This is a genomic window from Thalassospira lucentensis (genome assembly GCF_011806425.1).
Lineage (GTDB): Bacteria > Pseudomonadota > Alphaproteobacteria > Rhodospirillales > Thalassospiraceae > Thalassospira > Thalassospira lucentensis_B.
The window spans coordinates 159,945-179,030 of the sequence record NZ_JAATOV010000008.1 but is presented as its reverse complement, the minus strand read 5'-3'; the positions used below and the strand labels follow the sequence as shown (position 1 = coordinate 179,030).

The 19,086-nt window shown below is 52.5% G+C and carries 15 protein-coding genes; 8 read left to right on the top strand and 7 right to left on the bottom strand.

What is annotated here, in order from left to right; translation table 11 throughout:
• Together HCZ99_RS20190 and HCZ99_RS20185 are read right to left on the bottom strand one after the other, a co-directional pair.
• Positions 1–1,155 (bottom strand): efflux RND transporter periplasmic adaptor subunit, encoded by a 1,155-nt coding sequence (locus tag HCZ99_RS20190; RefSeq protein ID WP_167448828.1) that lies wholly within the window; start codon positions 1,153–1,155, stop codon positions 1–3.
• Between the two features lie 344 nt (positions 1,156–1,499).
• Positions 1,500–3,653 (bottom strand): methyl-accepting chemotaxis protein, encoded by a 2,154-nt coding sequence (locus tag HCZ99_RS20185; RefSeq protein WP_167448827.1) that lies wholly within the window; start codon positions 3,651–3,653, stop codon positions 1,500–1,502.
• Positions 3,654–4,000: 347 nt separating this feature from the next.
• Between HCZ99_RS20185 and HCZ99_RS20180 the strand changes: the two genes are divergently transcribed.
• Entirely contained in the window at positions 4,001–4,921 is a 921-nt protein-coding gene (locus tag HCZ99_RS20180; protein WP_167448826.1) for an AraC family transcriptional regulator, read from the top strand.
• A gap of 96 nt (positions 4,922–5,017) precedes the next feature.
• Here the strand turns inward: HCZ99_RS20180 and speB are convergent, their stop codons facing one another.
• Positions 5,018–6,070, bottom strand: a complete 1,053-nt coding sequence (gene speB, locus HCZ99_RS20175) for an agmatinase (protein ID WP_439654664.1) — start codon at positions 6,068–6,070, stop codon at positions 5,018–5,020.
• Positions 6,071–6,318: 248 nt separating this feature from the next.
• Here speB and HCZ99_RS20170 point away from each other — a divergent pair, with 248 nt between their 5' ends.
• The 3 genes from HCZ99_RS20170 to HCZ99_RS20160 all read left to right on the top strand — a co-directional run bounded on the left by HCZ99_RS20170 (position 6,319) and on the right by HCZ99_RS20160 (position 8,527).
• Positions 6,319–7,227: a LysR family transcriptional regulator gene (locus HCZ99_RS20170; RefSeq protein WP_167448825.1), complete on the top strand. Its 909-nt coding sequence runs from the start codon at positions 6,319–6,321 to the stop codon at positions 7,225–7,227.
• Positions 7,228–7,379: 152 nt separating this feature from the next.
• On the top strand, positions 7,380–8,201 hold the full coding sequence (locus HCZ99_RS20165) for an AzlC family ABC transporter permease (protein ID WP_167448824.1): 822 nt from the start codon (positions 7,380–7,382) through the stop codon (positions 8,199–8,201).
• Positions 8,198–8,527 carry an AzlD family protein gene (locus HCZ99_RS20160; RefSeq protein WP_167448823.1) on the top strand — a complete coding sequence of 110 codons (330 nt, stop codon included), beginning with the start codon at positions 8,198–8,200 and terminating at the stop codon, positions 8,525–8,527. The genes HCZ99_RS20165 and HCZ99_RS20160 overlap by 4 nt, the downstream gene beginning before the upstream one ends.
• Here HCZ99_RS20160 and HCZ99_RS20155 read toward each other — a convergent pair.
• From HCZ99_RS20155 to HCZ99_RS20140, 4 genes are all read right to left on the bottom strand, one after another.
• Positions 8,524–9,573, bottom strand: coding sequence for a hypothetical protein (locus HCZ99_RS20155; RefSeq protein WP_167448822.1), 1,050 nt, complete (start codon positions 9,571–9,573; stop codon positions 8,524–8,526). The genes HCZ99_RS20160 and HCZ99_RS20155 overlap by 4 nt on opposite strands.
• A 1-nt stretch (position 9,574) precedes the next feature.
• The gene (locus HCZ99_RS20150) at positions 9,575–11,740 is read right to left on the bottom strand and encodes a sensor histidine kinase (protein WP_167448821.1); all 2,166 of its coding nucleotides are present in this window, start codon (positions 11,738–11,740) and stop codon (positions 9,575–9,577) included.
• The gene (locus HCZ99_RS20145) at positions 11,737–13,020 is read right to left on the bottom strand and encodes a DNA cytosine methyltransferase (protein WP_167448820.1); all 1,284 of its coding nucleotides are present in this window, start codon (positions 13,018–13,020) and stop codon (positions 11,737–11,739) included. Before HCZ99_RS20145 ends, HCZ99_RS20150 begins: the two co-directional genes overlap by 4 nt.
• 206 nt (positions 13,021–13,226) lie before the next feature.
• The gene (locus HCZ99_RS20140; RefSeq protein ID WP_167448819.1) at positions 13,227–14,822 is read right to left on the bottom strand and encodes a peptide chain release factor 3; all 1,596 of its coding nucleotides are present in this window, start codon (positions 14,820–14,822) and stop codon (positions 13,227–13,229) included.
• A 364-nt stretch (positions 14,823–15,186) separates the two neighbouring features.
• Between HCZ99_RS20140 and HCZ99_RS20135 the strand changes: the two genes are divergently transcribed.
• The 4 genes from HCZ99_RS20135 (at position 15,187) to arsJ (ending at position 18,999) form a co-directional block, all read left to right on the top strand.
• Entirely contained in the window at positions 15,187–15,540 is a 354-nt protein-coding gene (locus HCZ99_RS20135) for an ArsR/SmtB family transcription factor (protein ID WP_167448851.1), read from the top strand.
• A gap of 110 nt (positions 15,541–15,650) precedes the next feature.
• On the top strand, positions 15,651–16,706 hold the full coding sequence (arsB, locus tag HCZ99_RS20130; protein ID WP_167448850.1) for an ACR3 family arsenite efflux transporter: 1,056 nt from the start codon (positions 15,651–15,653) through the stop codon (positions 16,704–16,706).
• Positions 16,703–17,746 carry an ArsJ-associated glyceraldehyde-3-phosphate dehydrogenase gene (locus tag HCZ99_RS20125; protein WP_167448818.1) on the top strand — a complete coding sequence of 348 codons (1,044 nt, stop codon included), beginning with the start codon at positions 16,703–16,705 and terminating at the stop codon, positions 17,744–17,746. The genes arsB and HCZ99_RS20125 overlap by 4 nt, the downstream gene beginning before the upstream one ends.
• Before the next feature lie 14 nt (positions 17,747–17,760).
• Complete coding sequence (gene arsJ, locus HCZ99_RS20120) at positions 17,761–18,999, top strand: organoarsenical effux MFS transporter ArsJ (protein ID WP_167448817.1); 1,239 nt, start codon at positions 17,761–17,763, stop codon at positions 18,997–18,999.
• Positions 19,000–19,086 lie beyond the last annotated feature (87 nt).

The following is a 19,086-nucleotide window of genomic DNA, read 5'->3' as shown; positions in this document are numbered from 1 at the left end:
TTAGGAACCTTCGCCCGGATTTTCACGCGCAGCAACACCGGCTTGGTCTTCGCCACGAATGGTCGCGTCCACCACACGTCCGGGCCGCAGGCGCAAGACACCTTCGACAACGATAAGATCACCGGACGAAATATCCCCATCCAACAAGATGCGGCCATTGGTGCGCTTTACCACCCGAACCGGCACTTGCGAGACCTTGTTTTCATCATCAATGCGCCAGACATAGGTGCCGTCATCGCCCCAAAGAACCGAGATTTCAGGCACGGACGGATATTGTTTGCCTTCGATATCGACATAAACCGCAAAGGACATGCCAGCCAAAAGCCGACCATTTGGATTGGGGACACGGGCACGGACGCTAAATGTCCGGCTGACCGGGTCAATGCGGCTGCCGATGGCATCAACCGTTCCTTCAAACAGCTCGCCGGGTAGGCTCCAAGTTTCAACACGGACTTTTTGGCCGGGTTTGATGTTTTCAAACCGGGTTTCGGCGACTTCAAAATCGACCAGAATGCTTTCGATGTTATCAAGGGTGACAATCGCAGTTGAACTGTCGACACGGTCGCCGGCCTCAATTTCGGAAATGCCGACAATGCCATCAAACGGGGCCAAGATCGTCCGGTCGGCCAAATTGACTTCGGCCTGATCCAGTTCGATCCGGGCCTGGGCCAACGCTGTGCGTGCGGTGTCGACTTCGCTTTCGGCGACCGCACCAAGCGGGCGGGCCTTTTCATAGCGGGCCAGAAGTTGTTTGGCGTCTTTGACCTGAAGGGCGGCAAGATCGCGCGCAAGGCGTTCACGATCAGAATCAAGAATGACCAGCACCTGATCCTTGGTGACATGATCACCGGCATGAAACAGCACGTCTGCGACTTCGCCAGACACCGCAGGATAGATCGAAACACCCAGCGATGATTTGCCGGTTCCGACCGCCTCAACCACGGTTTTTTCATCCATCAAAGTGGCACGTTCGGCAATGACCGGAAGGCCGCGTTCAGCACCCGCGCCCGCACCCGCGCCAGACGCCTGCATCGCACCGGGCTGCTCGCCGGGTGTGATGATCGCCATGATGTCGTCTTTGGCAAAGATATACGCAAGTGCCGCAATCACGATGATTGCCAAACCTGCGACCAGAAGCGGTGTCTTACGCGTCATCGCATTGATACTTCCAACTGGGGACAGGCTGATTTGGACCGCCCCGATAGCGCTATCCCTTGGTGGGAAATGTTCTGTATTTCAAATCCTTACCCACGGGGGCAGGCACGATTATCGTGAAATACGTGTTATGCGAAAGCTACTGCAACCAGTCGGTCAGAACCACATTAAAATTGTATCAGAAACGTCGCAGTTTGTATCGCGATGTGAACAAAATCATAGGTTTCCGTGGCGATTGCAGGCGCGCCATGCATGAAGGCCTGCATACCCCATACGGCATGCAGGCCCATTTCGGTCACATCTGGTGTGATCATGTGTGCAATGGATGGTTTAGGCACTGCGGCCTAAGCCGCACCGCGCATCCCCGATTGCGGAAACCGGACTAGGTTGTCGGCATCTTTGCTGCGATCTTTGTCCGGGTCGGGGTAAGCCGATTTTGGGTCTGACGCGGTCGCAGGTTCGGGTTCACCCGTAGCCCCCTGCTCTGGCTCTGTCGCGGCAGAGGCCACCGCACGATCCAAGGATGCGGTCAGTTCGGTGACATTGCGTTCAACTTCATCGGCACGGCGCGTAAGATCCACGCTGAGCGTGCGGGTGGCATCAATATCGCGCGAGACCTCGTCAATGGCGGCCCCAACATTGTGGGCGGCCTGCCCGGCAAGGGCGATGGCGCCAGTGATTTCCTCGGTTTCGCGGCGTTGTTGTTCAACATCGCCCGCGACTTCGTCAGATATCGACATCATATCGCGTACCGTAACACCGACATCTTGCATCGATGTTACGCAACGGTCCGTCACATTGCCCATGGCATTGACGTGTGATGTGATTTGTTCGGTGGCCTTTTCGGTTTGATTGGCAAGGTTTTTGACCTCTGCCGCGACGACGGCAAAGCCTTTGCCCGCATCCCCGGCACGGGCGGCCTCAATCGTGGCATTCAGCGCCAAAAGGTTGGTTTGCCCGGCAATGCCGCGGATCAGATCGACAATCTGTTCGATGCTGGTGGCAACTTCGCGCAGATCATCAACGGCCTTGGCCGATTGTTGGGTCGATCCAACCGCATTTTGCGCAATACCGCGTTGGCGTTCGACCCGGCTGGCAATCGATCCGATTGCCGTGGTCAGGCGGCGGGCGGCATCACCAATGGCGGTCGAATGCGACTGGCTTTGCTGGGCCGCATCGGTGGCGGTTTCAGTTTGGATGGTCACACGCTGGGCAGCGGCGGAAACTTCGGTGACAGCTTCGCGCATGCGGGTGACTTGATGACTGACCGATTGGACAAGGCCGGTGGTTTCACCTTCGATGGTGTTGGCCATTGCGCCCAAGGATGCGCGGCGCTTTTCTTCTTCGAGGCGTTGCAGGGTAATGCGTTCCTCGGCCATGGTTTCGATCTTTAGCGCGTTATCACGGAAAATCGCAACCGTGCGCGCCATGGCGCCAAATTCATCGCGCCGGTTAATATCGACAAGATCAATGTGGGTGTCATTTTCACTCAGCCGCGCCATATCGCCATTCACCCGTTTAAGCGGGCGCAGGATGCTCATGGTGATGCCAAGTGCGAGTGCCAACGCAATCACAACGCCGATTGCCGCCACGACAATATTGGTCAGGGCCGAATTGGTTGATTGGGCATGGGCGGCATCGACCAGAGCGGCTTGGCGTGCCATGGCTTCTTGGCGGATGTTTTGCGTGATGGTCTGCACGCTGCGCACCGCCGTTTTGAAATCATCCATCGATTGGCGGAACCCACCGATGGACCCTTCAAGCTGATTGGCCCCCTGTTTGAGCAAATCATTATCGCGCAGCGCATAGGAAAACAGCTTTTTCTCTTTGCGTTTCAGGCCATCAAAGGACGATTTGATTTCTTCTTGAAGATCGGTCAGTGCGGAGGTTTTTGCGCGCGCCGCCTCAAGCGCGTCTGGCGTGCGCAGGATCGGATATTGCAGGCTATTTACAATCGCCGCCAGATTAAGTGCGCCCAGCTTATCGGCATATTTTGCGGCCAAGGCCGGATCGCGTTTGGCGATGAATTCTTCAAGTTTGGCGGCAGATTTGCCGAGCTGATTGGCGCCAAGCAACATGGTATCGGATGCCGCGGTAAGGTTTTCGGCCCGCAGGACAAGTGGCTCCAGCGTTGCGATGTAATCGGCACTTAGGCTTTCGAGCGTGTCAGCACGGTTTTGATCCCCGCTTTCGCGCAGGGCCGCGACAAGGGTCGCACCGCTTTGCTCGGCCGCGTTTTGCAGGGTGGTGATTCCTTCGCGGTCTTGCACATCGACCGTCTGGGCAAACAGCAACACCTGATTGGACAGGCGTTCAAGCTTCAGCGCGTAATCATTGGCAAGGCCGACCAAGGTGGTGCTTTTGGCAATGCGATCGGCATGGCCGCTAAATCTCAAAAGATAGGTCGAAGACAGCGCGCTGAGCCCAACCAGCAGCACCACCAGCACACAGAAGCCAGTAAAAATGCGCGATCCAATCCGAATACGATCCAAAAACATGCGCCATCCCAAAAGGTGATAAAACCGTGACGTCAGTCTTAACCTGCGTTGGGCGGCGGGTTTGTAACAGTTGGATGAAATCGGCATTTGTCGCGCATTCAGGGCACCTGATGATCATTTCATCCATTCACATCAACAAAAAAGCACGCATAAAAAAGTTCATATGAAAACGCCCTATACAATGATCTGAGGGCGTATTGACCGTTTGGAACAATGCCAATTTCCGGCATTTGATCGATTTAATGCGATTCGGCTAATTTAAAAAAGCCGTGCGCCGAGCGCTTCTACTTTGTAACGATGACAATATTGTCCAAGCCGTGATTTCCTTTTGGCGTTATCATTGTCAGATGGAAAAGGCTCAGCAACATCGTTCGGCCCGCGGTAATGTTTCCGCCGCACAGGCGAGGCCGAAATCAAAAGCGCCCGAAACGGCGCAGCATTGGCGCGTGGCCGATGGGATTGATTTGTTTGAAGCCGACTATAAACGTTTCACCTTTCCCAAGCACAGCCACGATTATTACGCGTTTGGCAATATCATCAATGGTGCCGAACGGTTCATGACGCGCGGCGAAAGCTTTGTCGCGACGCGCGGCGAACTTTTGATGATGAACCCGATGCAGGTCCATGACGGCGGACCGGCATCCGATGACGGTTATCACTACCAAATCATGTTTATCGCCCCGGAAATCTTTGGCGATTTGATTGATGAAATTTCGCCCAAAAATCCGGGTCTGCCGTCTTTTAGCACCCATGTCGTCGCCGATACCGAGCTTCATCACCAGCTTTTGGTGATCCAGCATCTGTTTCGCCCCGAACACAGCGCAACCACCAGCCTTTTGGAACGCGACAGCCGGTTGTTATATGGGGCGGCGCGCCTTGCCCTGCGTCATGCGGATGCGCCGCCCGCGATCTATCACCCCGGATCGGAAGACAAACGCATCCAGACGGTGATTGACTATATGCAGGCCCATTTGGATGCGAATATATCGCTTGATAATTTGGCGACTTTGACGGGGCTCAGCCGGTTTCACCTGCTGCGCGTGTTTCGTAAGGCCACCGGATTGCCCCCGCATACCTATTTCAATCACATGCGATTGCGCCGCGCCAAACGGATGCTGTTTGATGGATCATCAATTGCCGATGCCGCCGCGGCGACCGGTTTTGCCGATCAAAGCCATTTGAACCGGCATTTCAAATCCATGTGGGGTGTTAGCCCGGGGGCCTTTATCGCAAGTCTGGGCCAGACAACCACCAAACATCCGCGATAGCCCCCGTACTCGCGGTTGCGATAGCAAGAAAAGCCGCGCAAACAAAGGCACAAACGGCCTGTTTGCGCGACCTGATGTGTTCTGACGCGGTGGTTCTTACAAGCGATCTTTGCGGTGCTTAAGCGCATCGGTGATCAGGCAAAGCTCTTCGAACAAAACCTGCGCGCCGACATGGGCGGTGTTGGTGGTGGCGTCATATTGCGGGGCGACTTCCACCACATCTGCACCGACAAAATCGATCCCGCGAAGGCCGCGCAAAATCGCAAGGGCTTCGCGCGATGTCAGCCCGCCGATTTCGGGGGTACCAGTGCCCGGGGCAAAGGATGGATCAAGGCAATCAACGTCAAAGGATAGGTAAACCGGGCCATCCCCCACCACGTCGCGGGCCTTGGCGATCACGGCATCCACACCCATTTTCGGGACTTCTTCGGCATGGATGACGGTCATGCCGCTGTCATAGGAAAACTCCCAGACATATTCAGACCCGCCGCGAATGCCGATTTGAATGGTGCGTTCAGGGTCAAGCACACCATCCATAACCGCCTCACGGAACGGGCCACCATGATGGAACCGCGATCCATCATATTCCCCGCAGGTATCGCAATGGGCATCAAGGTGGATCATGCCCACCGGGCGATCCTTGCCCACGGCTTTTTGGATCGAATAGCTGATCGAATGATCGCCGCCCACCGCAATCGGGATCACCCCGGCATCAACGATTTTGGTGAAATAGGCTTCGATGTCTTCATGGCAGCTTTCCAGCGAATAGCGGCTGCGAAACGGCACATCGCCAATATCGGCAATCTGAGCCATGGCCCCGGGCACCATGCGCAACACATGTTCATACGGACCGATGCGTTCAATATTACGGATCGCACGTGGCCCCAACCGCGCCCCGGCACGGTTGCTAACACCCAGATCCATCGGCACCCCGACAAGGGCAATATCAAGCCCCGCAAAGTCATTGGCCGCCGCATCCGACGCAAACGGCGCATCCAAAAATGTTGGCACCCCAGCAAAAGGCCATTTGCGCCCGCCATCTTCGCTAAACTGGCTTTCGGCGACTTCCTTAAAATGCGGATCAAAGATATCCGCACCTTTGGCAGTGCCATATTTTTCGCGCAGTTTGGCAAGCTTTTCCGTGTTCACGATGGTGGCCTCCTGGGTCCTGATTTGCGGGCGTCTAAGTTTTCGGGTTCATGCGTCTAATGGTTGGGGGAACACACAACCAAATCCGGGGGCATTCCCGCGCAACACATGTTTCCGTTTTCATGCCGTCTTTTGTATGCGGCGATATCACGACGTCAGCAGATCAAATTGCGGGCCTTGGAAAAATAACGTATTTCTGAAGCTTACTTTGGCAATTCCAAAAGTAAGCAACCAAGGACAGCATAACGATGGCGATGGATCAGACCGATCTGAAGTTACTGCGCATATTTCTGACCATTGTCGAGGCGGGTGGATTTGCCGCTGCGCAAAGTGACCTGAACCTGTCGCTGTCAACGATTTCAAGCTATGTCACGGCCCTTGAAGCGCGGCTTGGCTTTACGCTCTGCAAGCGCGGCCGCGGTGGATTTTCCCTGACATATGAAGGGCAGATCGTTTTTGAAGAAGCCCATAGCTTGCTTAAAAACATCGGCCAATTTGAAACCAAGATGCGGTCGCTGCGCGATAAACTGACCGGGACGCTGACCATTGGATTGACCGACAACACCATCACCGATCCCGGCGCGCGCAAAATCGAACAAACCATTGCGCGATTTGTCGACCGTGCGCCCGATGTGACGCTGCATGTTGAAACAAGGGCCCCGAATGACCTGCTGCGCGAAGTGGTCACCGGGGTCATTCAGGTCGGGATTTGTGCCTTTCCCAAAACGGTGTTGGGTCTGACCTATGTGCCGCTTTATTCGGAAATGCACCGGTTTTACTGCGGGGCGGAACATCCGTTGTTTGATCAGCCCGACGCGACGATTGATATTGATGAAATCCGCCGGTTTCGCATTGTTGGGCGCAAATTCTGGCTGGGCCGCGACCTTAAAGATTTCGCCATCGCCAAGCCGCACGCCATGGTTTCGGACATGGAAGCCGAAGCGCGCCTGATCCTGTCGGGGGCTTATTTGGGATATTTGCCCGAACATTATGCGCAACAATTCGTTGCAAACGGACGCATGCGGGCCATCCGCCCCGAACAGTTCTTCGTCGACACGCTGTTTCAGGCAAGCTTTGATAACAGCAAGCAGCTTGACCCAGTCGCCAACCTGTTTCTGGATATTTTGATCGAGGATTTCGGCGCGACACGCCCGTAAAGAGACGCACGAACCACTCGTCCACGCAGAGCAATATTATACAAGACGCGACGTCTGTATTGCGCGATCGTAGCGTAAGGCTCCAATCCTCGCCCACCGCAAAGCGTCAGATCAACTGATGCGCAAACAAACAAGACTTGGAAACGTTTTAAATGTCACGCCCCGACAAAGCCCCCAAATCGCCCAGCAGCCAGTCCGCTGTTGGGCATTTTGATGCAGATACCGTCAGGCGTGGCGCACTTGCCTGTGTGCCACTGCTGCCCAGTACACTGATTTTCGGCGCGGTGCTGGGCGTTTTGGCGTCTCAGCGTGGCTTGTCATTGGGCGAGCTTTTATTCATGAGCCTGACGGTCTTTGCCGGATCGGCCCAGTTTGTGTCGGTCGATTTGTGGCGCGAAGCGGTGCCAAGTGCCACCATTATCGTCGCAACGGCGGTGATTAATATGCGCTATATCCTGATTGGCGCGTCGCTGCGCCCGGTATTTCGCGGGCGTCCGCTGTGGGTCAAGATATGCGGAATGCATATGGTTGCCGATGAAAACTGGGCCGTGACCATGACCCAGCCAAACCTTGCCAATCCGGGGTTCTTGCTAGGCGGCGGGCTGTTCCTTGGTGTTGTTTGGGCGACGGGCAATACGGTGGGGTATTTGCTGGGGGGCGGCATTCCCGACCCGGAAGTTTACGCACTTGATTTCGCCTTTACCGCCGTGTTCGCGGCCCTGACGATTGGCATGTGGAAAGGCAAGGTTGACCTGCTGCCATGGGGCGCGGCGGCCATTGGGTCGATCATCGGGCATTACCTTTTGCCCGGCACATGGTCGATCTTGGCCGGTGCCGGGGCGGGCGTTGTGACCGCAGCGCTGACATGGCGCGATGATATGGATGATACCGGCCCCGAAGCCGAGTTTGCCGTTGATGGCAAAACCGCCTATGGCGCGCCCGAAGGTGCCCTGACGTCGGAGGCTGGCAAATGAATACGTTTCCGGATTTAACCAGCTTCAGCGCAGAAGCCGTTTTAACCATCCTTGGCATGGCGGCAATCACCTATGGCATGCGTTTGGGCGGCCTTATGATGGCGGATCGTTTGCCACAACATGGGCGTTGGGCACATGTGCTTGAACGCCTGCCCGGTGCGGTTTTGATTTCTGTCTGGGTGCCAAGTGCGCTTTCCGCCGGACCGATTGGCGTTTTAGGTGCCGCCGCCACCGTCATCACCATGGCACTTGCGCGCAACCTGTTTGCCGCCATGGCCGTTGGGATGGTTGTGGTGGGTGTCGGTCGCCACCTAGCGGCTAGCTAATCTTCCAGCTCTGCATGTGTGAGCGTCGGCTGACCTTGGCGACCGTAATACGCAGAAAACCGGGCAACTATATCTTTTGTAAATGCAGGAGCTATTTGAAGAGCTGGCTTTTGAAAAGTTTCTTCGAATAAATCTTTAGACACGGACATTAAGAATTCAAAATCCAAATACCCGCCACCAAAGAAGGAAGTTCTTGGCAGGGCATGGCTCGATGACTTTTTGTTGTTGTCAATATTATCCTTAAGCGAACTCCTACCCTTGGTGTTTCTTTTATTTTCCGGCAACTGGGCAGCTAATTCATCAAAAGATGCAACTTTGCAAAGTAAAATTTTCCTTGCGTTGATCTCCCCATTAGCACGAACTGTTAAATCGCACAAAGGGTTCATTACAGCATAAAAGCTGTCATCTTTCTTACTCTGCACCACACTTCCGGTTCTCAAAGCATCATCGACTGGCGGAGAGATATAAAACTCCTCGGGGACACAACTTTCTTCATCAAGATCGACTATTTGAATTAAGTGACTTAGCACATGCCGCATTAGAGCTTTTTCGGATTTCTCCGAGTCAATTTTTCCGTATTTTTTCCAAACCTCTTTCTGACTAAGAATGTTCTCTTTGTAAACCTTTCCTAAAAGCTCCTCTAACAGCCCCCGGGCTCCCATGACTTTTGTTAAACCGGAAGCATGTACAAGCACGAAATCCTCTAAGATTTCGTCATGGCTCGTATCTTTGGTTTTCACTTCAATATGAACATATTGCTTATCTGCTGCCGTTGGAGTACCCGTAAAAACAACCACTGGTATACGCAGATTTATATCCCCAAGCAGCTTTAGGAACTGATTACCCTCACCGCCGTCAGGGCCTAACTTCATATCAACAACTGCACCATCGAATGTACCATTGATCTCCTTAAATGCTTCGTCCAGATCTGAGCATGAGTGCACTTGAATGCTTGTGCCGCGCGCATGATTGAAGCGCTTTACACTATTTAAAAAACCATCTCGATCTTTTTCGTTATCCTCTACGAGTAGAATTTTAATACTCATGTTATTCCCCATCTGCCCTCTGAAGCCGGAAGTAGGCGCCGCGATCAGTGTCTAAAACATTCAACTCTAGACCGTTTCTAGATGCAGCCTCTCCGGCAATAGCAAGCCCCAACCCCGTACCGTCCGTTTTCGTTGAGAATTCCGGATCAAATATTACCTCAGACTCTATTAGAGATTTATCAATACCCGGGCCAGAATCCCTGTAATCAATAAATGACAATTTACCATCCTCGACTTCAAACCGAATAGAAATCGAAGCATCATCTACTTTCTTTTCCGACATCCAATAAATACTGTTGTCAATTAGGTTCGTGAAGATAGCGTAGAAATCCTGCTTCCAGCCAATGAACTCAAAATCTCCAGGGCCATTTATTCCAAAATTTATGCCTGAATCTCTCAAGGTATTATCAAACACCTTGAATGCCCCTTGAAGCACCTTGAGCAAATTAAAAGACGCGGGTTCTGCACGCTTGCCTGCTGCAAGCGGATCAAGCCTTCCAAACAACTGAGCAAACACATCTGCATTGTGCCCAAGCTCACGTGCAATTGGCAGAATATTATCCAAGTTTTCCGAGGTAGGATCTTTCTCAAACACCCCTCCCCAATATTCCAAGTTTGGAACTTGATTTTTAAAGAAATTAAGAGGCCTACGACCTTCATGTAAAACTACATTTACAATTTTACCAAGAGTGGCTTGACCTTGGTAAACAGCAACAGTTTGTCGTAAACTTTCAGCTGCCTTATTTTTGACCGCAATATCTTTCGCCAAGAGTTCTGAAATCTCTTTTATTACACTCTCACCGATTCCCGAACGTTCAAGCCGCTTCAGCACATCCACTCTAATGTGGTCATCGGAGAACAACTGCCGGATCTGCTTTTCGACCCTAGACTTCGGCTTCCCCAACTCAAGAGAGCGACGCAGGGCAAATCTCCGAGCTTCGAGCTCCTCAATAACTTTTGTAGTAACCTCAATCAGTCTTTGGTAAGCAGCATTTTCCTTTAAGCCGTCACGCGCACTTTTTTCCACTAACCCCGATTTTTCCTCTGATTCTATGTGCACAAAACCAATTACTTGATTACTACCCACTTTCCTCGAAGGATTCTGAATCCTCTGTTGGTTTAGTTTCAGCCAGTCAAACTGAGCATCCCCCAAAGGACGAATTCTAAATCCGTTCCGGTAAACACCGATCCCATTATTAAAATTCAAAAGCTGGCGGGCAGCCAGATTCCCCAAATAATGTCCGTCCTTGTCCTTGAGCCCTCGCCTAATGATTTGGTCGATGTCATCTTTGTTGCGGTCATAGACCCTTATGTCAAAACTCAAAGATCCACAGGTTTTCTCAAAAAACCCTGAGAAATCGACGGAAAACTGTTCCGCACTCGCATTCTCAATTTTTTGAGTTGAGTACCTCAGTACCCCAGCACCATTCTCATCCACCGTCCCCGAAATCATGTAATCGTAGAATTCCAGAATAGGAAAAGAGGAGATTGTCTCTTCAGTATCTGGAACCCCTTGAAAACCTGATATCTTCAGTTGAATTTCGAATTTCTCCTGCTTTAGCTCAACACCTGATACAGCAGCAACAGGAGGTGTCAATTTTCGCAACTCATACTGCAAACGCCTAAATTGAGCATCGTTCCACTCTTCCAAGCCTGCCTGCCCACCTTTAATTGTAAGCACAGTACCAGCCTGCTCCCCAGCATCTCGGGTCTCAATTAGAAGTTCGACTTGATCTAGATAATGGGCGGCTTCAAACGTTTCCCATTCAACGAATACCGACGTTTTTTCTCCGCTTTTGGTAGTAGTCTCTAATAACAAGTCGTCGCCAAGAATGGACGCAGCAAATCGGCCAACCCCCTTACGCCCTTGCAGAACCCTGCCATTCGGGCTGAGCTTCCTCTTGAGCTTATCGTTCGTAGAGGGAACCAGCCACCGCTCAACCACATCGTCACGGGACATGCCGTGACCACCATCTGAGATTACAATACAGTATTCTCCGACACTCGGCTTAGCTCGAAAATCTAACTGCACAAATTCAGAGTCAGCATCAAACGCGTTTTTGACCAATTCAACTACTGCAGCATAGGGGTCTTGAATTAGGTCCCTACCAATTGTCAAAATATGGCGACCAGCAGGGCGGATAGTAAATACACCTTCTTCGCTCATGACCAATTCTCCAACAATGATTCCGCCACCTGTTGTGCAAGTAGAACAGGAACAGCATTCCCAATTTGCTTGAACGCTGAGGTCCTACTAGGCTTTTCGCTGGCACCCTCAAAATAATAATTATCCGGAAAAGTCTGAATCCTTGCAGCCTCTCTAGGAGTCAAAGATCTATTCTGATTACTATCCGGATGAATATAGTAGTTTCCGTCTTTAGCAATGTGCGCCACAATTGTATGAGACGCGCGCAAGTTAGAAGCCACCACCTTGAAGCGATCCAAGAACGATTTTCTATTTTTGTGGGTTTTTAATTTTTCAGGCAAATCATTGTAATTGAGCCGCTCCCGTTGGCTCTCCCAGCGGTGTACCACTTCTTTAAATATTTGAAGATCGCGATCGTTATGAGGCCGCGCGTCGTGCCAAGTTACTGACCGGTCATCAGAAAGAATACCTGACTGCTTCAACCAATCACTCGGCTCAAGCGACAAATGAACGGAAAAAGGCGTTCCATCTCCTGCGCTCAAACTTGGCAAGTCACCTATGACATCGTTAACGCAAAATCCCTCGTCGCGCTTGCTAATTTCCGGAAAGAAGCTAGCTTTTCTTCCCTCTCGTCCCACAAGAATAATTCTCTTTCTTTTTTGCGGAACTCCAAAATCATCTGAACTTAGAACCTGCCACTCTACAGAATAACCTACCTCTTCAAAGAGAGCCATCATCATGTCGAGATATCGACTACCATCCTTTTCGCGCGCCGACAAAAGCCCCACTACGTTTTCGAAAACAAAGTATTTTGGTCGATACCTCTTCAGGAACTCTACGTAGTAAACGAACAGGTAATTCCTATAGTCTCCAATCATTCCGAGTTCTGAACGTGCTCGACCAACAAGAGAGTAGGCTTGGCATGGGGGCCCTCCTATGAGGACATCTGGTTTCCTCCCATGAGAGAGAAAATCAACATGATCAAATATTTTCTGGAGGTTTTCCCTGCATATAACCGCATTGACGACATTTGGAGCATTTTTTCCAAAAGCCGCTTCATATAGCTTTGTTCGAGTTTCTTGCCCCTCTGCATATCGTGAATATATACGCAAGTCGCCTTTTTGGCTCAGTCGGTGAAATGCTTCCCGAGTACGCAAAGTGTAACATGCGGCAACGTCCATCTCCACGTGCGCAATCGGCAAAAAACCTGCCCGAACGAAGCCCTCGGACATTCCTCCTGCCCCAGCAAAGAGGTCTATGAAATATGGACCGTGGCTACTGCCGGAAGAGAGCTCATACATTCACAGTTCTCATGAAACGACTGAAGGGCATGATCAGTTTACATCCAATAAAGGCAATCTAGATTTATGCAAAATTGCTTCATTGTCATCTATTGGTTGATAGATTGAATCACAAACGGCCTGCAGGTAGCAACAATAAAGCAAGCACCAACACGTGCGATAAGAATCTAAATACGATTCCTAGGCTCCACAGAAAAAGACATAGCCTAGGCAGCAACCATATTCTGTTCGCGGGTGGATTCGAACCGCAGGTTCGGCCAGTCGCGTTGGGCGGTTTCGAGATGCCAGGCGTTGCGCGCGATGAAGACGAGGGTTTCGTCGTGATCTTCGAACAAGGCGGACTGGTTGGCATCGCGGAATTTTTTGATTTCGAGCGGATCATCGCCCATGACCCAACGTGCGGCATAGGCCGGGGTTGGTTCGAAATGGACTTTGATGCCGTATTCCGCCGAAATGCGTTCTCTGAGAACTTCGAACTGAAGTTGCCCAACCACACCAACGATCCAATCCGCACCCATCATCGGTTTAAAGACCTGCGATGCGCCTTCTTCGGCAAGCTGTTCAAGCGCGCGCTGAAGATGTTTGCCTTTAAGCGGATCATCAAGGCGGACTTTTTGCAGCAATTCTGGTGCAAAGGCCGGAACACCCCGGAAGCGAAGGTCTTCACCCTCGGTCAGGGTATCGCCAATGCGCAAGGTGCCGTGGTTCGGAATGCCGATGATATCACCCGGCCAGGCTTCTTCAGCAATATCACGTTCATTGGCAAAGAACAGCATCGGGTTATGCACCGCCATCTGTTTGCCCGCACGCACATGTTTTAATTTCATGCCGCGCTTAAAGTGGCCTGAGCACAACCGAATGAAGGCAATACGGTCACGGTGGTTCGGGTCGATATTGGCCTGCACCTTAAAGACAAAGCCCGCCACCTTTGGCTCAACCGCCTCAACCAGACGCGTTGCCGCTTCCTGAGGGCGCGGGGTTGGCGCGATTTCGCCAATACCGCGCAACAATTCACGCACACCAAAGTTATTGACTGCTGACCCAAAGAATACCGGGGTCAGATGCCCTTCGCGGTAGCTTTCCAAATCAAATGGCGGGCACATTTCGCGCACCATTTCGACTTCTTCGCGCAGCTTTTCCAGAAGATAATCCGGGATCAGTTCATCAAGCTTTGGATCATCAAGACCCTTGATCGGAATGGCTTCCTTGACGACATTGCCGCCTTTTTCCATGAACAGCAGCTGATCATTGACCAGATCGTAACAGCCATGGAAATCACGGCCCGAGCCAATCGGCCAGGTCACCGGCGACACATCAAGGGCCAGATCCTGTTCGATTTGATCAATCAATTCGAACGAATCACGGGCTTCACGGTCAAGCTTGTTAACGAATGTTGTGATCGGCACGTCACGCAGACGGCAGACCTCAAACAGCTTGCGCGTCTGGGCCTCGATCCCCTTCGCACCGTCAATCACCATGACGGCGGAATCAACCGCGGTCAGAACGCGATAGGTATCTTCGGAAAAGTCTTCGTGGCCCGGGGTATCAAGCAGGTTGAAGATGTTCTTTTCAAACTCGAAGGTCATCACCGCCGAAGACACGGAAATACCACGGTCCTGTTCGATCTTCATAAAGTCCGAACGTGCGCCCTTTTGTTCCTTTTTCGCCTTAACCGCACCGGCCATCTGAATGGCACCCCCGAAAAGAAGCAGTTTTTCGGTCAGGGTGGTTTTACCCGCATCCGGGTGGGCAATGATGGCGAAGGTACGGCGACGCGATACCTGCTGGTCAATCATCGACATGCTTATCAACTTTAATCCGATGTGAATTTCTTGGCGCGCAATGTAGCGATTTTTGAGGCCATTGCCACCGTGAAATCAACATATCGGACATGTAGCGCCCTGATTGAAGGTCAGTCACCCCAACCAAAATCGCCAAACCACCCCCATTCCGCACGATCCGGCCCACAAATGCGCCCTTTAAAACGTCACAGACCACGCATTTGACCACGGCAACAAACAATGGGATCGTTGGCATTATCGCGTGCCGCCGCAAAGGAAAAACAACGTCCGGCAACGTATGAACGCGCGCTTGTCGCAAGCATCTGTGGATTCGAAACAGAAATGTCACTTGCCCGAATGCCAATATGTCGATATTTCTCGACATATGGAAACAAGTAACGCAATTAGTGCGCTGGGCGCATTGGCACAAGAACACCGGTTGGCGGCATTTCGCCTGCTGGTGCGGGCAGGAAAAGACGGCATCGCGGCGGGTGAATTGGCACGCCAAACCACGGTCGCGCATAACACCATGTCGTCCCATCTGGCGATCCTAAGCCAAGCCGGGTTGATCACGGCGACACGGCAAGGACGGTCGATCATTTACCGGATGGTGCCCGACGTGATGCGCGATCTTTTGGGGTTCCTTGCCGATGATTGCTGCCAAGGGCGCCCGGAATTATGCGGCCTGACGCACAGCACAACCACGAACAACGACAAAACCGACGCCAACTGTTGCTAGTGGCCTTTGGGGTGCGAGCAACACAGCGCCATTTTGATGAACAGGGATCGGCCAAAATGAACCCAAACACCCCAAGCGCATCTGACCAAGAGGCCAGCAAGGCATCCCCGATGGGCGTTTTTGAACGTTTCCTGACCGTGTGGGTCGCGAGCAGCATCATTGTTGGCATTACGCTGGGTGAGTTTTTGCCCGACCTGTTTCAGGCGATTGGCAATCTGACCGCCTATGAGATCAATCTGCCCGTGACGGTTTTGATCTGGTTGATGATTGTGCCGATGCTGATGAAGGTGGATTTTAAGGCCCTTCATGAAGTTGGAAAGCAATGGCGCGGCATTGGCGTGACGCTGGGCGTGAACTGGTTGATCAAACCGTTCACCATGGCCGCCCTTGGGTGGTTGTTTATCGGGGTTTTGTTCCGCCCGTTTTTGCCCGAAGCAGAAATTGAAAGCTATATCGCCGGTTTGATCCTTTTGGGGGCGGCCCCCTGCACGGCGATGGTGTTTGTCTGGTCACATTTGACCAAGGGCGATGCCAATTTCACGCTGAGCCAAGTCGCGCTAAACGACACGATCATGATTTTCGCCTTTGCGCCGATTGTAGCCCTTTTGCTGGGCCTTTCGGCAATTACCATTCCGTGGGAAACGCTGACGATTTCGGTGGTGGCATTTATCGTGATCCCCGTCATCATTGGCCAGATGTTGCGCCGTATGGTGATGGCAAAGGGATTGGCCGCGTTCGAACGGTTTGATGCCAAGCTTAAACCGGTTTCCATGATCGCGCTTTTGGCGACCCTTGTTTTGTTGTTTGCCTTTCAGGGGCAGCAAATATTGGCCCAGCCGGTGATCATTGTGTTGCTGGCGGTGCCGATTATTTTGCAGACCTATTTCATTGCCGCACTTGCCTATGGGGCGAACAAAATTCTGGGCGTTTCGCATAAAATCGCCGCCCCGTCGGCGATGATTGGCGCGTCGAACTTCTTTGAATTGGCCGTTGCCACCGCCATCGGCCTGTTTGGGTTTTCATCGGGTGCGGCACTGGCGACGGTGGTTGGTGTGTTGGTCGAAGTCCCGGTGATGTTGTCGCTGGTGGCGATCGCCAACCGGTCACGTCACTGGTTTGATGCGTCCGCACACCCTACCGCACATCGTTCCGGGGGATCGAAATGACCCAAAAAACACGCATTGGCATTAATGGTTTTGGCCGCATGGGGCGGTTGGCCCTGCGTGCGGGGTTTGGGCACCCGGATCTTGAATTTGTCCATATCAACGAAATCAAGGGCGGGGCGAAAACCGCCGCCCATCTTTTGGAATTTGATTCGGTCCATGGCCGGTGGCCCCAGCAGGTTGAATGCATCGACGAACAGGTGGTGATTGATCAATCCCAGCACATATCGTTTAGCGACAACCCAAAACCGGGCGATACCGATTGGGCTGCACTTGGCTGTGACATTGTGTTGGAATGCACAGGCAAGTTTAAAACGCCCGAAACACTGGCCCCGTATTTTGATAACGGCGTTCAAAAGGTCATTGTTGCCGCACCGGTCAAGGACGGCGCGCTTAACATCGTTTATGGCGTGAATGATGATCTTTATGATCCGCAAAACACCCATTTACTGACTGCAGCCAGCTGCACGACCAATTGCCTGGCCCCAGTGGTGAAGGTGATCCACGAAAAGCTGGGCATCAAACATGGGGCGATCACGACGATTCATGATGTCACCAATACCCAGACGATTGTAGATGCCCCGCATTCGGATTTGCGCCGTGCGCGGTCTTGCCTGCAATCGCTGATTCCGACCAGCACCGGTTCGGCCACCGCAATCACGATGATTTACCCCGAACTTGCCGGCAAGCTAAACGGGGTTGCGGTGCGGGTACCGCTTTTGAATGCGTCGCTGACCGATTGCGTGTTTGAAGTCGGCGTTGATACGGATGCCGATACGGTCAATCAATTGCTGCGTGCGGCATCAGAAACCTATCTGGCCGGTATTTTGGGATATGAAGACCGCCCGCTGGTCAGTGCGGATTATCTGAATGATCCACGGTCTGCGATCATTGACGGCGGATCGACCATGGTGATCGACAAGCGTCAGGTCAAAATTCTGGCGTGGTATGACAATGAATGGGGTTATGTCAGCCGGATGGTGGACCTTGCGGCCAAGGTTGCCAAAAGCCTGCCCGGCACCCCCCGCATCGCAACCGCATGATCGGGCCGTAAATCATGACAGCGGCAATCACACCGGCAATCCGAAATTATGCCTTGGTCACCGGGGCCTATTGGGGGTTTACCCTGACCGATGGGGCGCTTCGGATGCTGGTCCTGTTGCATTTTCATGCACTTGGCTATTCCGCGTTTGAAATCGCGCTGTTGTTTGTTCTTTACGAAGTGGCGGGCATCGTCACCAATTTGATGGGCGGGTGGATCGCGCAGCGGCACGGATTGCGCTTTACACTTTATGCCGGTTTGATTTTGCAGATCGCGTCGCTTTGCGCCCTTTCGCTGACCAATCCCGATTGGCTGGCGGCTGTTTCGGTGGCCTATGTGATGGGGCTTCAGGCGGCATCAGGTGTTGCCAAGGACCTGACCAAAATGTCGAGCAAATCGGCGATTAAGGTGCTTGTCCCCGCCGATGCCAAGGGCGCACTGTTTCGCTGGGTCGCGCTTTTGACCGGATCGAAAAACGCGCTTAAGGGCATCGGGTTCTTTATGGGCGGTGCGCTTTTGGCATGGCTGGGGTTTTCCGGCGCACTTTTGGCCATGGCGGGTGGACTTGCGATTACATTGATTGCGGTTGGGCTTTCGCTTGGCGATGCAATGGTCCCGGCATCAAACGCGGCCAAAGCAAAGTTTCGCGATGTCTTTTCCAAGGACCGCAAGATCAATGTCCTGTCTGCGGCACGGCTGTTTTTGTTTGGGTCGCGCGATATTTGGTTTGTTGTCGGGTTGCCGGTGTTTTTGGCATCCGAACTGGGATGGGGCCATATTGAGGTCGGCAGTTACATGGCCGCCTGGGTGATTGGATATGGCCTGATCCAAGCGATTGCGCCCAAGATGCTGCGTGCACAAAGCAATGAACCCGATGGCCGAACTGCGCGGGTTTGGATTTTTGCCCTGATCCTTGTCACGGGCCTGATTGCTCTGGCAGTTTATCAGAACATTGCACCGGAAATTGCGGTTCTGGCGGGGTTGTTGGTGTTTGGCGTTGTCTTTGCGGTCAATTCATCGCTGCATTCTTATTTGATCCTGGCCTATGCCGATGGGGATAAGGTCGCGATGAATGTTGGGTTCTATTACATGTCCAATGCCATCGGGCGCCTGACGGGGACCGTCCTTTCGGGGGTGGCGTATGTTTATGGCGGGTTGGTTGGGTGCCTCGTTACATCGATGCTGTTTTTGATCCTTGGCTGGCTGATCAGTAGCGCCCTACCGCGTGACACAACATCCAAACCGCATGGTTGAACAAAAAAATCCCTTCGCACCTGCAAGATAAGCATATGAAAAGACTCAGTTTCCAATTTCATGGAACTTTCATCATACAAAAAACCG

Coding starts and splice junctions, on each gene's coding strand:
- HCZ99_RS20190 (WP_167448828.1), bottom strand. CDS start 1,155: ATGACGCGTAAGACACCGCTTCTGGTCGCAGGTTTGGCAATCATCGTG.
- HCZ99_RS20185 (WP_167448827.1), bottom strand. CDS start 3,653: ATGTTTTTGGATCGTATTCGGATTGGATCGCGCATTTTTACTGGCTTC.
- HCZ99_RS20180 (WP_167448826.1), top strand. CDS start 4,001: ATGGAAAAGGCTCAGCAACATCGTTCGGCCCGCGGTAATGTTTCCGCC.
- HCZ99_RS20170 (WP_167448825.1), top strand. CDS start 6,319: ATGGCGATGGATCAGACCGATCTGAAGTTACTGCGCATATTTCTGACC.
- HCZ99_RS20165 (WP_167448824.1), top strand. CDS start 7,380: ATGTCACGCCCCGACAAAGCCCCCAAATCGCCCAGCAGCCAGTCCGCT.
- HCZ99_RS20160 (WP_167448823.1), top strand. CDS start 8,198: ATGAATACGTTTCCGGATTTAACCAGCTTCAGCGCAGAAGCCGTTTTA.
- HCZ99_RS20155 (WP_167448822.1), bottom strand. CDS start 9,573: ATGAGTATTAAAATTCTACTCGTAGAGGATAACGAAAAAGATCGAGAT.
- HCZ99_RS20150 (WP_167448821.1), bottom strand. CDS start 11,740: ATGAGCGAAGAAGGTGTATTTACTATCCGCCCTGCTGGTCGCCATATT.
- HCZ99_RS20145 (WP_167448820.1), bottom strand. CDS start 13,020: ATGTATGAGCTCTCTTCCGGCAGTAGCCACGGTCCATATTTCATAGAC.
- HCZ99_RS20140 (WP_167448819.1), bottom strand. CDS start 14,822: ATGTCGATGATTGACCAGCAGGTATCGCGTCGCCGTACCTTCGCCATC.
- HCZ99_RS20135 (WP_167448851.1), top strand. CDS start 15,187: ATGGAAACAAGTAACGCAATTAGTGCGCTGGGCGCATTGGCACAAGAA.
- arsB (WP_167448850.1), top strand. CDS start 15,651: ATGGGCGTTTTTGAACGTTTCCTGACCGTGTGGGTCGCGAGCAGCATC.
- HCZ99_RS20125 (WP_167448818.1), top strand. CDS start 16,703: ATGACCCAAAAAACACGCATTGGCATTAATGGTTTTGGCCGCATGGGG.
- arsJ (WP_167448817.1), top strand. CDS start 17,761: ATGACAGCGGCAATCACACCGGCAATCCGAAATTATGCCTTGGTCACC.